The sequence below is a fragment of the Parabacteroides distasonis ATCC 8503 genome (genome assembly GCF_000012845.1).
In the GTDB taxonomy this organism is placed as follows: domain Bacteria; phylum Bacteroidota; class Bacteroidia; order Bacteroidales; family Tannerellaceae; genus Parabacteroides; species Parabacteroides distasonis.
The window spans coordinates 438,441-452,443 of the sequence record NC_009615.1; the positions used below are offsets into that span (position 1 = coordinate 438,441).

12 protein-coding genes and 1 pseudogene are annotated in these 14,003 nt (G+C 43.6%); 9 read left to right on the forward strand and 4 right to left on the reverse strand.

The features are described 5' to 3' along the window. The first annotated feature begins 2 nt into the window (after positions 1 to 2). The 6 genes and pseudogenes from BDI_RS01910 (at position 3) to BDI_RS01930 (ending at position 4,257) form a co-directional block, all read left to right on the forward strand. Positions 3 to 1,394: a TolC family protein gene (locus BDI_RS01910; RefSeq protein ID WP_172580089.1), complete on the forward strand. Its 1,392-nt coding sequence runs from the start codon at positions 3 to 5 to the stop codon at positions 1,392 to 1,394. A 22-nt stretch (positions 1,395 to 1,416) separates the two neighbouring features. Beyond that, complete coding sequence (gene lpxA, locus BDI_RS01915; protein WP_005855399.1) at positions 1,417 to 2,184, forward strand: acyl-ACP--UDP-N-acetylglucosamine O-acyltransferase; 768 nt, start codon at positions 1,417 to 1,419, stop codon at positions 2,182 to 2,184. A 183-nt stretch (positions 2,185 to 2,367) separates the two neighbouring features. Beyond that, positions 2,368 to 2,829, forward strand: a complete 462-nt coding sequence (locus BDI_RS01920) for a hypothetical protein (protein WP_005855403.1) — start codon at positions 2,368 to 2,370, stop codon at positions 2,827 to 2,829. Positions 2,830 to 2,957: 128 nt separating this feature from the next. Beyond that, positions 2,958 to 3,113: pseudogene (locus tag BDI_RS20025) on the forward strand (integrase); the annotation flags it as partial. Positions 3,114 to 3,135: 22 nt separating this feature from the next. Beyond that, entirely contained in the window at positions 3,136 to 3,441 is a 306-nt protein-coding gene (locus tag BDI_RS01925) for a hypothetical protein (RefSeq protein WP_010184765.1), read from the forward strand. Between the two features lie 123 nt (positions 3,442 to 3,564). Next, positions 3,565 to 4,257 (forward strand): AAA family ATPase, encoded by a 693-nt coding sequence (locus tag BDI_RS01930; protein WP_226766749.1) that lies wholly within the window; start codon positions 3,565 to 3,567, stop codon positions 4,255 to 4,257. Between the two features lie 77 nt (positions 4,258 to 4,334). Here the strand turns inward: BDI_RS01930 and mdh are convergent, their stop codons facing one another. Beyond that, positions 4,335 to 5,276 (reverse strand): malate dehydrogenase, encoded by a 942-nt coding sequence (gene mdh, locus BDI_RS01935; RefSeq protein WP_005855409.1) that lies wholly within the window; start codon positions 5,274 to 5,276, stop codon positions 4,335 to 4,337. A gap of 272 nt (positions 5,277 to 5,548) precedes the next feature. Between mdh and BDI_RS01940 the strand changes: the two genes are divergently transcribed. Both BDI_RS01940 and BDI_RS01945 read left to right on the forward strand, forming a co-directional pair. Then, positions 5,549 to 8,326, forward strand: a complete 2,778-nt coding sequence (locus BDI_RS01940; protein ID WP_011965989.1) for a SusC/RagA family TonB-linked outer membrane protein — start codon at positions 5,549 to 5,551, stop codon at positions 8,324 to 8,326. A 12-nt stretch (positions 8,327 to 8,338) separates the two neighbouring features. Next, entirely contained in the window at positions 8,339 to 9,964 is a 1,626-nt protein-coding gene (locus BDI_RS01945; RefSeq protein WP_008780871.1) for a RagB/SusD family nutrient uptake outer membrane protein, read from the forward strand. A 51-nt stretch (positions 9,965 to 10,015) separates the two neighbouring features. Here BDI_RS01945 and BDI_RS01950 read toward each other — a convergent pair whose 3' ends face one another. From BDI_RS01950 to BDI_RS01960, 3 genes are read right to left on the reverse strand one after another with little or no spacing between them, the layout of a single operon-like run. Further along, positions 10,016 to 11,200 (reverse strand): class I SAM-dependent rRNA methyltransferase, encoded by a 1,185-nt coding sequence (locus BDI_RS01950; protein WP_011965990.1) that lies wholly within the window; start codon positions 11,198 to 11,200, stop codon positions 10,016 to 10,018. Then, a complete protein-coding gene (locus BDI_RS01955; RefSeq protein WP_005855416.1) occupies positions 11,201 to 11,782 on the reverse strand; it encodes a 3'-5' exonuclease in 582 nt (193 codons plus the stop codon). It lies immediately after the preceding gene. Then, entirely contained in the window at positions 11,779 to 12,327 is a 549-nt protein-coding gene (locus BDI_RS01960) for a DUF5063 domain-containing protein (RefSeq protein WP_008780873.1), read from the reverse strand. Before BDI_RS01960 ends, BDI_RS01955 begins: the two co-directional genes overlap by 4 nt. Positions 12,328 to 12,509: 182 nt before the next feature. Here BDI_RS01960 and BDI_RS01965 point away from each other — a divergent pair, with 182 nt between their 5' ends. Then, positions 12,510 to 13,994, forward strand: coding sequence for a 4Fe-4S binding protein (locus BDI_RS01965; protein WP_008780874.1), 1,485 nt, complete (start codon positions 12,510 to 12,512; stop codon positions 13,992 to 13,994). Positions 13,995 to 14,003: the final 9 nt, after the last annotated feature.

A 14,003-nucleotide genomic window follows, 5' to 3' on the forward strand; every position in this document is an offset into this window, starting at 1 on the left:
AGATGACAATGAAGAAACAAATTATATATATGGTATGTGCGACTGCTTTGTTAAGCAGTTGCCATATCTATAAGGCATACGAGCGTCCGGATTCCATCGATGCGACGGGAATTTATCGTGATCCGGTTTCCGAGACTGATACATTAGCCTCCGCGGATACGACCAATATGGGAAACCTTCCTTGGAAGGAAGTTTTTCGTGATCCGAAGTTACAGGCGTTAATTGAGGAGGGATTAGCTAATAACGTAGATATGCAGGCAGCCGTTCTTCGGGTAGAGGAAGCGAAAGTATTGTTGACTTCTGCCCGTCTGTCTTTCTTGCCTTCTATAAACCTTGCTCCCCAAGGTACGATTACGAAGATGGAAAGCAGTGGGTATGTAAAAGCTTACACGGCTCCTGCGGCCGCTAGCTGGGAGGTTGACCTATTCGGAAAGCTCTTGAACGCGAGCCGTGGCCAAAAAGCCTCCTACTTACAGAGCCAGTATTCAAGACAGGCCGTGCGCTCTCAATTGATCGGTGGTATAGCGAATACTTATTATACCTTGTTGATGCTTGATCGGCAGGTGGAAATTACCGCTAAGACGGTTGATATCTATAAAGAGAATGTTCGTGTCATGGAGGCTATGAAGATAGCGGGTATGGCTACCGAGGCTGCCGTGACGCAAATGCGTGCGGCTTACCATCAGGTTTCCGGCTCGTTGATCGAGTTGGAGAGCCAGGTGCGTAGCGTGGAAAACTCATTGTCCGTGTTATTGGCTAAGGCCCCTCAACAGATTGATCGGGGTACTTTGGAGGAACAAGTAATGCCGGAGGATATCATGGTGGGTGTGCCTTTGCAATTGTTGGAGAATCGTCCGGACGTGAAGATCGCGGAGATGACACTTGCCAGTGCTTATTATACGACGAACCAAGCCCGTGCCGCTTTTTATCCGGGATTGAATATCACGGCGACAGCAGGCTGGACGAATGGTTCAGGCATCTCTGTCGCCAATCCGGGCCAATTTATGTTTCAAGCTTTGGCTTCGTTGGCCCAACCGATCTTCAACAATGGTAAGTTGGTCGCTAACTTGAAGGTATCTAAGGCAGAAGAGAAGATCGCTCAAATGAATTATCAGCAGACAATTCTGGAAGCTGGTAAGGAGGTGAGTGATGCTTTACATCAGTATGATGCCACGAGCAAGAAGCTTGTGCAAGACAGAGCGCAGATCGAGCAGCTAGAGAAAGCGGTGGCTTATACCAGTGCCTTGTTCCAGTCGGCTCAATCTACTTATTTGGAAATCCTTTCCGCCCAGCAGAGTCTTTTGAGTGCCCAGTTGACGGAAGTGTCCGACAATGTGCAGCGTATGCAAGCGGTTGTCAGTTTATACAGTGCCATCGGTGGTGGTAGAGAATAATAACCTTAAATGTAGTAAAGTTATGATTAGTCCATTAGCATATGTAGATTCAAGCGCAAAGATCGGGAAGAACGTTACGATTCATCCTTTTGCGTACATTGATAAGAACGTGGAGATCGGGGATGATTGCGAGATCATGCCTCATGCCAGCTTGATGAGCGGTACACGCATGGGAAATCGCAACCGTGTATTTAACGGGGCTGTTATCGCTGCTGAGCCTCAGGATTTCTTTTATAAGGGAGGTGATACGATCGCCGTAATCGGAGATGACAACGTGATTCGTGAGAATGTGGTGATTAACCGTTCCTCGACAGCGGAAGGACGTACTAGTATCGGTAATGGTAATTTCTTGCATGAGGGGGTACATGTTTCTCATGATACGCAGATCGGAAACTGTAGTGTATTCGGCTATGGTAGTAAGATTTCCGGAAATTGTATCTTGGAAGATTATGTGATCTTCGGAGGCAATGTATTGATGAGCCAAGGATCCCGGGTTGGGGCTTGGGCGATGATTCAAACCGGCTGTCGTTTCCGTAAGGATATACCTCCTTTTATCGTAGCGGCTCAAGAGCCTACCACGTATTATGGCGTGAACTCTTTCATCATGTCTCATGAGGGATTCAGTGAAAAGGTTATCAAGCACATCAGTCATGCGTACCGGATCATCTTCCAAGGAAACAGCAGCCTTACGGATGCCTTGTTAATGATCAAGGATCAGGTTCCGATGAGTAAGGAGATCCAACATATTATAGATTTCGTTGGTGAGTCTAAATTAGGTATTGTCAAATAAATACTAATAACAAACGATAGGTAAAAGCCGAAGGAAATCATTTCCTCCGGCTTTTTTATGTAATGGAAGGACGGTTTGGTTAATAATGTTTGTTAAATAATGGTAAACGTGCAGCATTTGTCTCTTTTTAAGTGTCTTACTAATAAGACAACACACAATGAAATCCAATAAAGGAGGTTTAATATGAAAAAGTCATTTTTATTATATCTTATCATGTCTGTATTTCTCATCGGTTATTGCGCTTGCGATAATGATGAGGAAAATTTTGATACGGCTACTACCGGACAAGTGATCAAAGTCCCGGATGATATCAAATCTTTTAATTCAGTTACAAAAGAAATCGTTTTCGAGAAGAATATTTCTATCAAGCAAGACGTGCGAGGCAATGAGAAGGTTGAATTCCGGATAGCTGGAAACGGTCACTTCACGGTAGGCAGTATCTCTTCGATAAGTTCCGTTATCTATAATGCCCCAGTCTTATTAGGGGATTATCAGAGATATTATTTATATGATGGATATCCTGTTGTAGATGTTCTACAAAATGAGGTAAGTAACCAAGAGGAAAGGGACGAAAACATGCAAAAGATAGAGAAAGCTTGGAGCAACTTCCTGAAAGTATTGAATGAGGCTGGAAAGTTGAAGTAGTGATTACCGGTTTGGGATGTAATTCTGCGATACATCTTTTTTGCGCATTTAATAAGTACGTTCTGTATTACATTTGCTAGCGTTTAAATTTAAGTAAATGTGATGAGTATGGGAAAGAATGATTTTGTATGCGGACGTACATAACCGAGTTATGTGAGGGAGGACATCATTCTACGGCGAAGAGTTATCAAGATGCCTTGAATTCATTCAAGCGGTTTAGTGGTCGGGAGGAAATCCCTTATACCTATATTAATAACGAGAACCTTCTATTTTATCAAAATTTCGGAGAAACTTTGCGTCGACAGATTGGAGAAACGTGTGGCGAGCCAGCCGGAAGGGGAGAAGGATTATGAGGTCTATGTCGCTTCCCAAAAGGAGATGAGCCTCACTGCTGCAGGCAAGCGGAAGTGGGTAGAACGAATCCTGTTCCGCTCCATAGTTTTCATCCGCTGTACCGATACCTTACGTAGAAAGGAGATCGTGCACCTTCCATACATCAAACGTTTCATGGTGAACATCGCCGGAGAGAGGCGAGGCGGCATACGTCCCGTGGCCTTCATCCCGGACGATCAGATGGCCAAGCTTCGCCGGATAGTGGGACCTGTTTTGTGATTCGCATAGACTTGCTTGGCTGTGCCAAGGTCAGTATTTCCCGTGATCTGCTTGGTGGGGTTTCTTTGCTTGTTGCTAAATTATATGCATGTATGTCTGAAAAAGGCAGACAAACCCTGTATCGTGGCTTTTGATGAATTTCAGCAGATTTCCAAATACCCTGAAAAAAATATTGAAGCTTTATTGCGCTCCCATATTCAGCATTTATCTAATGTGCATTTTATCTTTTCAGGCAGTGAGCGTCATTTGGTAACGGAGATGTTCCTCTCTTCCGCTCGTCCATTCTATAACAGTACATCGATTTTGGAATTGTATCCTATCGTCGCTGAAGAATACATACCTTTTGTCTGTCATTGGTTTGATGTGTATGAACGGACTATTCGTGAGGAAGATGTATTGGTTATATATCGTTTGTTTGAGGGGAATACATATTATATGCAGAAAACTTTTCATGAAGCTTTTATAAATACCCCTATAGGCAGTAGTTGTACGTTGGATATATTACGGCAGACAGTTGGTGGAGTTTTGGAAAAGGCAGGCGATGGATATCGCCAACTATTGTCCAGAATTCCCGAACGTCAGAAAGAATTGCTGTATGCCATAGCCTCAGCAGGTAAGGCGGAGAAGATTATGAGTGCCGGTTTCATTCGTAAATATTCATTGGTCTCCAGCAGTGCAGTCCAAGCGGCTGCCCGTAAACTGATGAAATTGGATTTGCTGACTGAAGAAGATAATATTTATTTTATCCCGGATATTCTGTTCCGTATGTATCTTCAGCGGCTAAAGAACACGAATATTATCTTCATTCCGTCGTAACTATCCGTATCCACATAAAAAGAAAGAGGCCAACCCCGAAGGATCAGCCTCTTTTATCGCTTTAATAGAAATTCAAATTAAAGTGCACCCACTTCTTTCAAAGCCTCGTTAGTCTTATGAACAGCGGCAGCGCTCTTAGCGAACAACTCTTTCTCTTCAGCTGTCAATTCCAACTCAACGATCTTCTCGATACCGTTCTTGCCAAGGATAACAGGAACACCGATGCAAAGATCAGATTCACCGTACTCACCTTCCAAGTAAACAGAGCAAGGAACCATCTTACCTTGGTTGTGAATGATAGACTCAACAACAAATGCTCCAGCAGCACCCGGTGCATACCAAGCAGAAGTACCTAACAATTTAGTTAATGTAGCGCCACCAACCATTGTGGAAGCAACAACCTCTTGCAATTTCTCTGCGCTTAACAATTTGCTAACAGGGATACCTTTGTAAGTAGCCAAGCGAGCCAACGGAATCATTGTAGTGTCACCGTGACCACCGATTACCATACCCTCAACCTCGTTAGCGTTACAGCCTAGAGCCTGAGATAAGAAATATTTGAAACGAGAGCTATCCAAAGCACCACCCATACCGATGATACGGTTCTTCGGCAAGCCTAAAGACTTCAATGACAAATAAGTCATTGTATCCATCGGGTTAGAGATAACTACCAAGATTGCGTTCGGAGAGTATTTCAAGATGTTTTGAGCTACGCTCTTAACGATACCAGCGTTAACACCGATCAGTTCTTCGCGAGTCATACCCGGTTTACGAGGAATACCAGAAGTGATAACTACAACGTCAGAGTTAGCTGTCTTCTCATAATCGTTTGTGCAACCTACAACCTTAGTATCGAAACCTAGCAATTGAGCGGTCTGCATCATATCCATCGCTTTACCTTCGGATACGCCTTCCTTTACGTCTAGCATTACAACTTCGTCTGCCACTTCATTGAAGGCAAGAACATTTGCGCAAGTAGCGCCTACATTTCCGGCACCAACAACTGTTACTTTTGACATAATAAATAAGTTTTAGTATGTTATTACTTAATAATACGCTATGTTTTTTAACGATGGCAAAGGTACAATCTATTACGGAATAAAGAAATATTTCCGTATATATTTTTGAGGGACATTATTAAATATCGCTAAAGCCTTGTCGAGGCTTCTTGACAACTTGGTACGCTTTTATTTTTAAGATCTTGAGGAAATGTTGTATCTTGGGTGCGAACAAAACTTAACCGAGGGAAGTTTTATTTATATGGGTTATTAATCTTAAATCCAACGTACTTATGAAAGTTCTTATATATATCCGAAAAGTCCTGTTTTTGTTTCTCTGCGGGGCCTTGTCTTTCTCTTACGGCTACGGTCAGGAGCTGCCGCTTCTGCCGGATACGATCAAGCCTCTCTTGTCGGACTCCAATTTGATAGATGAGTTGATCACTGTCGGATATGCTACGGGCAATCGCAGTACTTTATCCGGTTCTGTAAACCGGGTGAATGAAGGGGGAATGAATGAGGGATTGATCTCTACACCCTTGGACGCTCTTCGGGGAAGGGTGTCCGGCGTTAGTATCCCGGTTGGAGGAAATAGCGCCGCTGCCTTGGCTGCCGTCCGGGTCCGGGGTACAACTTCCTTAACGGGAGGTAATGATCCGTTGGTGATTATTGATGGGGTTTTTGCCGATCTTAATTTGCTTAGCTCGATCTATCCGGCGGATATCGAGAACTTCACGATCTTGAAAGATGCCTCTGAGACTGCTCAATATGGTTCTCGTGGTGCTTCCGGTGTTATCGAGGTAACGACTAAGAAAGGGCGGCAGGGAGCTTTTAGTATCAGTTATGATGGGAGTTTCGGTGTGGAGGCGGCTTATAAAAGTTTGGATATGTTATCGGCGAATGGTTTCCGGAAACTGGCGGAGGAACGTAATATCGGTATTTTAGATTTAGGGAATAATACGGACTTTCAGGATGAGATCACCCGGTTAGGGTTGGTGCAGAATCATCATATCGCTTTTGGGGGTGGTTCGGAGACTTCCAGTTATCGTGCCTCCTTGGGATTTGTGGAAAGGGAAGGGGTTATCCGAAATACGAACTCACGTAATTTTACGACCAAGTTGAATATTACGCAGCATGCGTTCAATGATCTTCTGGTCTTTGATTTAGGCATATTTGGTTCCTTGCTGAAAAATGCTTATTTAAATGATGTACAGAAGATGTTCTATTCCGCCGCTACTTTCAACCCGACATTTCCGAATCATAAGAATATGGAGACGGGTAGCTGGGATCAAATAACCAACGCTAGCCAGATCACGAATCCTTTGGCTTGGTTGGAGGTGAAGGATGATGATTCGAATGCTCATATAAATACGCACTTAAAACTGGTTTTTAACTTGAGTAAGCATTTAATGTTTACGGCTTTCGGTTCGTATACCTATAATGTAATAGATAACGCCCAATACCTCCCTACTTCGGTTTGGGCGCATGGGCAGGCTTATCGGGGGGAGCGGAAAACAGAATCTTTATTGGGAGATTTCATGTTGGCCTATAAAAAAGACTTTGGTTTGCATCAACTAAATGTATTGGGATTGGCGGAAGCTCAGAAAATGATAACGAGAGGTTTTTATACGACTGCGACGAATTTCAGTACCGATCGTTTTGGTTATGATAATTTACAGGCAGGTGCGGTACGTTTATGGGAGGGGACCGGTTCTTACTATGAGGCTCCTCATCTAGCATCTTTCCTTGGACGTGTGAATTATATTTATGATGGAAAGTATATCGCTACCGTGAATGCTCGAGCGGATGCCTCCTCGAAAGTGGGGGCAAATAATAAATGGGGATTTTTCCCTTCGGCTTCTGTCGCTTGGGTGTTGACCGAAGAGGAGTTTATGGAAGGTATCTCGTGGGTAAGGAATTTAAAGATTCGTTCGGGATATGGCCTTTCCGGTAATCAAGACGCGATCGATTCTTACAATTCTTTGCGATTGATGAAGCCTAATGGGGTTGTTTCCGTAAATGGTGCGCCCACCGTTACCTTGGGTACGATCCGTAATGCGAATCCGGACTTGAAATGGGAGGTAAAACGTACGTTCAATGCCGGTATCGATGCCGGGTTTTTCGACAATCGTTTTATTCTTGCCGTAGATTATTATAATTCCAAGACGGATGATATGTTGTATTTATACGATGTAAGCGTTCCGCCTTTCGCTTATAATAAAATGTTGGCGAATCTGGGGTCGATGCGGAATAGTGGCGTGGAATTGGGTATTGGCGTCACGCCCTTGCGTACGAAAGATATGGAATTGAATATAAACGTAAACGTAACTTTCCAACGGAATAAATTGCTCTCCTTGAGCGGTTACTATAAAGGGGAATATATGTCCGCCCCGGAATATACTAGCATCTCGGATTTAAATGGGGCTGGTTTCCATGGAGGGTATAATCATATCGTTTATCAAATGGTCGGACAGCCTTTGGGTGTTTTTTATTTACCGAAATGTACAGGTTTGGTTTCCGATGGGAACGGCGGCTATAAGTATGAGATTGAGGACTTGAATGGAAACGGGGTGAGTTTGGAGGATGGTGAGGATCGTTATATTGCGGGACAAGCCATGCCGAAAACGCTTTTAGGCTCGAACATCAGTTTCCGGTATAAACAATTCGATCTATCAGTACAGATTAACGGAGCCTTTGGGCATAAGATTTATAATGGAACATCGCTAACTTATATGAATATGGATATATTCCCGGATTATAACGTGTTGCGAGAAGCCCCATCCCGGAATATCCAAGATCAGACGGCTACGGATTATTGGTTGGAGAAAGGGGATTATATCAATTTTGATTATTTGACGTTGGGTTGGAACGTGTCTCTGGGTAATTTAAGGAAATATGTAAGAAACGTACGGCTTTCGGTTTCCGTAAATAATTTGGCGACAATTACAGGTTATTCGGGATTGACTCCGATGATAAATAGCTCTATCGTAAATAATACGTTAGGTATAGACGATAAGCGATCTTATCCGGTGGTTCGTTCCTATACGATGGGGTTGAGTTTTAATTTTTAAAAAGGTGTTCGTATGAGAAAGCTTTCTATTTTATCCTATATATTTGCGGGTTTGATGTTATCGTCGTGCGATGGCTATCTGAAAGAGGACCCTCGTGATCAGCTTTATCCGGAGGATGCGTACGATACCCCTCAGAATGTCTATCTGAATACGGTTGCTTCCTTATATAATTATATCGGCGGTTATAGCGATAGCCAAGGATTGCAGGGAACGTACCGGGGTGTCTACGACTTGAATACCTTTACGACTGACGAGGCCATGCTCCCGACTCGTGGCGGCGACTGGTATGACGGCGGTTTCTGGCAAGGTCTCTTCTTGCATAAGTGGGGAACGAATAGTGACGCTATCCAAGCTACTTGGGAATATCTGTATAAAGTAATCGTATTAAGCAATCAATCTTTAGAGATATTAGGCGAGTTGCGGCAAAAAACGGATTATAACGATTTAGATCGGTATGAGGCGGAGGTTCGTGCTTTTCGTGCGATGTATTATTATTATTTAGTCGATATGTTTGGCCGTGTCCCTCTTATCGTTTCTTCTTCCATTCCGGTGAAAGACGTGCGGCAGAGTGACCGGAAAGAGGTCTTTGATTTTGTTGTAAAAGAATTACAAGAATCCCTTTTGTTATTGAGTACGGCGCATAGTAATTCGCCCGGCGATTATTATGGAAGAATTACGAGACCGGTTGTTTATTTCTTATTGGCGAAGTTGGCCTTAAACGCAGAAGTGTTTACGGATAACGACTGGACGGATGGTCTGCGTCCGAATGGACGGGAAATCTATTTTAGGGTAGGCGAGAGGAAGTTGAACGCTTGGCAAACGGTTGTGGCGTACTGTGATTCAATAACAGACTTAAACTATAGCTTATCTCTGAACTATGCGGATAATTTTTCTGTATTTAATGAATCGTCCGGAGAGAATATCTTCACGATTCCGATGGATAAGAACTTATATACGAACCAAATGCAATATCTTTTCCGCTCCCGTCACTATAATCATGCCAAAGCATATGGATTGGGGGGAGAGAACGGCTCTTGCGCTACGATAGAGGCCCTTCGGGTATTTGCGTATGGGACGGACTCGGTCGATACCCGATTTTATGAGAATTATTACGCCGATACGATGTTTGACCTCAATGGTGATACGATTCGGTTAGATAATGGGACTCCTTTGGTGTATTTACCTCTAGAGGTTAGGTTGGATTTGTCTAGGTTGCCTGCCGAGAAAACGGCGGGTGCCCGCATGAAGAAATACGAGATCGATAAGATGGGGACGAAAGATGGAAAGCTATCGGATAATGATATCGTATTATTCCGTTATGCGGATGTCTTGTTAATGAGATCGGAAGCGAAAGTTCGTAATGGAGAGAATGGGGATGAAGAGTTGAATGCCGTTCGTTTCCGTGTGGGAATGTTACCTCGTAAGGCGACATTAGAAAATATTTTGGCTGAGCGTCAACTGGAATTGGCTTGGGAAGGCTGGAGGAGGCAGGATTTGGTGCGTTTTGGAAAGTTTACCCGCCCTTATACGGATCGCCCTCAATTGCCCCATGAATCGAATGGCTATACCACTGTTTTCCCCATTCCCGATAAAGTCCGTTCCTTGAATCCGAACTTGACACAAAATCCGGGGTATTAACTTGAATTTTGGGTGAAAACTAATTCTTTGTTTTCACCCAAAGAGCATATCTTATTCTACATACAATACTAAACCTTTCAGATATTCCCCTTCCGGATGGTAGATATTCACCGGATGGTCTGCGGGTTGGGTTAATTGATGTAAGATTCGGACACTACGGCCGGATTGGGCGGCAGCGCTAAATACGGCTAAACGGAAATTCTCTTTACTAACTACTTGAGAACAAGAGAAAGTAAACAAGATTCCTCCCGGCTTGATCTTCTCGAAAGCGATCGCATTTAATTTGCGATACCCTTGTAAGGCATTACGTAGTACATTCTTATGTTTAGCGAACGCAGGAGGGTCCAATATGATTAAATCATAATTACTTCCCATTTTTTCCAAATACTTAAACGCATCTTCCGCATATGCCTCATGACGGGGATCTCCCGGGAAATTCAACTCGACATTCTTTTTCGTCAAAGAAATCGCTTTCGCCGAACTGTCTACGGAATGAACCACCTTAGCGCCTCCTCTCATCGCATAGAAAGAGAAACCGCCCGTATAACAGAACATATTCAATACGGAGCGATCCTTTGCGTAATGCTCCAACAAAGAGCGATTCTCCCGTTGATCCACGAAGAAACCTGTCTTTTGGCCTTTCTGCCAGTCTACACAGAATTTCAGTCCGTTTTCTATAGCGATATCTTCCACTTCGCCTCCGAATAAGTAACCATCTTCGCTACCTAAATTCGCTTTATAAGGTAAAGTCGCTTCAGATTTATAGTAGATGTTTTGTAAAGTATCGCCCAATACCGCTTTCAAAGCCTCTGCGATCTGATGACGGGCATAATGCATTCCTACCGAATGTGCTTGCATAACCGCCGTATGCGCATACATATCGATCACCAATCCCGGTAAATTATCGCCTTCGCCGTGAATCAGGCGGAACGTATTATTATTTTCTACCCCAGCCAGCCGCAAGGTCTTTCTGAGTTCGTAAGCAATACGGATACGTTCGATCCAAAAAGCATCGTCGATGGGGATTGGGGTGAAAGATAACACACGTACGGCGATACTGCCGATTTGGTAATGGCCGATCGCCAAAAAACGCTGGTTCGCTCCGTATACCTCTACCAAGTCACCCTCTTCCGGGTCGCCTTCAACAGATTGGATCGCTCCGGAAAATACCCATGGATGGAAACGCAATAGCGATTCTTCTTTCTTAGGCTTGAGAAAAACTTTACAATACTTCATTTATGCTTGATTCAATAAATTATATATTCTTAGGCAAGCCCAAGCATCGAGGGCCGCATATTTCTTTTGTGAGTCTGTCAATACATCTGCCTCCCAATTCGTGAGGCGTTGTCCTTTTGATATTTTTTTTTGGAAAAGTATCGCATATATCTTTTGCAGGCTGGCATCCTCAATGCCGAACTGGCCTACGTAATTCTGTAAATCAAGGAAATTGGCGGGTTCTATATCCGAACGCTTCCGTATCGCCCCGAAATCATCCCGTAAAGATAACCCGATCTTTAAGGTCGAACTGCTTTTCAGGAATTTCTCCAGAGATTCCGGTATACCGATATGATTCAAGCGGAACAAGAAACAAGTATCATCCGTTGATATCTGCATCAATGAGATCTTGTAACGCTGTCCTTTCTTAAAGCTGGGACGGGTCTCCGTATCAAAACCGACGATCGGAAAACGCAGCAAGTACTCTACGGCCTTGTCTGCCTCCTCTTTACTAAGGATCGTAATGATACGTCCCTTGAATTCCTCTACGGTAAGTTTCGCTATTTCCTCTTTAGCAATTGTATGTATAAATTGTTGTATCATTCTTCCTCTTCATTCTTTTCCAAATCCTCATCACCACTGTAACGCACAGCGTGCAACGCTTTCAAGGCATTCAATAATTGCTGTCCCCAGTATTCTTGGAAGTTCGTGCGGCACAAAGCGATAGCCTCTTGCATAACTTCCTCGTTTCCTTGACGGAATAAAGATACGAAATTTCCTGTATCTTGATAGACATCTGCCAAATTCTCGGAAATAAACGCTGCGATAGGAGTATCGCTATACCGCATATCCGCATGAAATGTTTCCAGATAGGAATCTCGTTCGCCAAGCAAACCGGCTATCCGTGAACGAACCGACTCGTACATGTCTTCTGAAACGGAAAGCTCAAGCTCGGTTTCCTCTTCAGATTCCACTTCGGGCAACAGGCTGGCCTTTAAATATAAAAGAGGCAAAAGTTTTGTCGCCTTATCTACGAAGTCGAAAAGCCCGGTATTTCCGGCGGCCTCAACAAAGGTACAATATTCCAGTGCTACCGTAACAAATTCTAGCGTGTTGCGCTCGTATATCGGATTTTCTTCTTTTTCCATGTGCCTGTTCGTCTAATCATTCTTGATAACAATTCGCAAAAATACAACAAAAATCCGTTTTTTTCGTGATAAAGCCCCGAATATTCTTTTTGCTCTTGAGTTCAAAACATCGTTTATGTTAATTTGCTTTTTTTGTGATAAAAACGAACGTATTATTTATGTAAACAGAAAAATGATCTTATATGTTACGTAAAATTAGATTAACACTCGCTGTCATTATCTTTACTATGACCACTCTTTTGTTCCTTGACTTTACGGGGGTAACGCATTGCTGGTTGGGATGGATAGCAAAAATGCAATTCCTGCCGGCCTTATTGGCGGTGAATGTTGGGGTTGTATCGGTATTATTGGTATTAACCTTACTCTTTGGACGTGTCTATTGTTCGGTTATTTGTCCGTTAGGCGTATTTCAAGATGTTGTTTCTTGGATAGCCGGAAAACGCAAAAAGAATCGTTTCTCTTATTCCCCGGCAGTCTCATGGTTACGTTATGGAATGTTAGGAATTTTTATTATCGCTTTTTTAGCGGGTATCGGTTCTCTGGTGGCTCTATTAGATCCGTATGGAGCCTATGGACGAATAGCCTCGAATCTTTTTGCTCCTTTATATCAATGGGGAAATAATCTCTTGGCTTATTGGGCGGAGCGTGCGGATAGTTATGTCTTTTATTCTGTAGATATGTGGATAAAAAGTGTGGCTACGTTTGGGGTAGCGCTCGTTACGTTTGTGGTTCTTTTCCTATTGGCTTGGCGTAATGGACGTACGTATTGTAATACGATCTGTCCGGTGGGTACGGTCTTGGGATTTGTCGCCCGTTTTTCTTTTTTAAGACCGGTGATCGATGTAGAGAAATGCAACGGATGTGGCTTATGTGCCCGTAATTGCAAGGCTGCCTGTATAGATTCGAAAAATCATTCGATTGATTATAGTCGTTGCGTTACTTGCTTGGACTGCATCGATAAATGTAAAAGAGGAGCTTTGACATATGTGCCTCGTAAACGAAAAACAGAATCGGAGAGAGAGGCTGATCGACCTGAAGAAAACACCCGCCGTAATTTCTTAACCTTTACGGGATTGCTGGCGACATCGGTATTGAAAGCCCAGTCGGGGGTAAATGCGGATGGAGGGTTGGCGGATATTGCGGATAAGTTAACCCCGGATCGTATGACCCCGATAGTTCCGCCCGGGGCTTTGAGTTTACGAAACTTCACCGGACATTGTACGGCTTGTCAACTCTGTGTCTCGGTATGTTCGAATCAAGTTTTGCGTCCTTCTACAGATCTAAAGAAGTTTATGCAACCGGAAATGTCGTATGAGCGAGGATATTGTCGTCCGGAATGTACGAAATGCTCCGAGGTTTGTCCGACCGGTGCGATCCAATTGATTACGAAAGCGGACAAATCCGCCACGCAGATTGGACATGCGGTATGGATCAAGGAAAATTGTGTGGTGAATACCGATGAGGTAAATTGTGGCAACTGTGAGCGGCATTGTCCGACGAAAGCTATTCAGATGGTGGCGAAAGACCCCAATGATCCTAAATCATTGAAAGTACCGGTTATCGATACGGAACTTTGTATCGGTTGTGGCGCATGTGAATATTATTGTCCGTCTCGTCCGTTAAGCGCAATCTATGTTGAGGGACATGAGAGACATCGTACGGTTTAATAATCTCAA

Bases quoted from the DNA above. Each gene is read 5' to 3' on its own strand.
- BDI_RS01945 (WP_008780871.1), top strand. From the start codon at position 8,339: ATGAGAAAGCTTTCTATTTTATCCTATATATTTGCGGGTTTGATGTTA.
- mdh (WP_005855409.1), bottom strand. From the start codon at position 5,276: ATGTCAAAAGTAACAGTTGTTGGTGCCGGAAATGTAGGCGCTACTTGC.
- lpxA (WP_005855399.1), top strand. From the start codon at position 1,417: ATGATTAGTCCATTAGCATATGTAGATTCAAGCGCAAAGATCGGGAAG.
- BDI_RS01920 (WP_005855403.1), top strand. From the start codon at position 2,368: ATGAAAAAGTCATTTTTATTATATCTTATCATGTCTGTATTTCTCATC.
- BDI_RS01955 (WP_005855416.1), bottom strand. From the start codon at position 11,782: ATGATACAACAATTTATACATACAATTGCTAAAGAGGAAATAGCGAAA.
- BDI_RS01965 (WP_008780874.1), top strand. From the start codon at position 12,510: ATGTTACGTAAAATTAGATTAACACTCGCTGTCATTATCTTTACTATG.
- BDI_RS01960 (WP_008780873.1), bottom strand. From the start codon at position 12,327: ATGGAAAAAGAAGAAAATCCGATATACGAGCGCAACACGCTAGAATTT.
- BDI_RS01910 (WP_172580089.1), top strand. From the start codon at position 3: ATGACAATGAAGAAACAAATTATATATATGGTATGTGCGACTGCTTTG.
- BDI_RS01940 (WP_011965989.1), top strand. From the start codon at position 5,549: ATGAAAGTTCTTATATATATCCGAAAAGTCCTGTTTTTGTTTCTCTGC.
- BDI_RS01950 (WP_011965990.1), bottom strand. From the start codon at position 11,200: ATGAAGTATTGTAAAGTTTTTCTCAAGCCTAAGAAAGAAGAATCGCTA.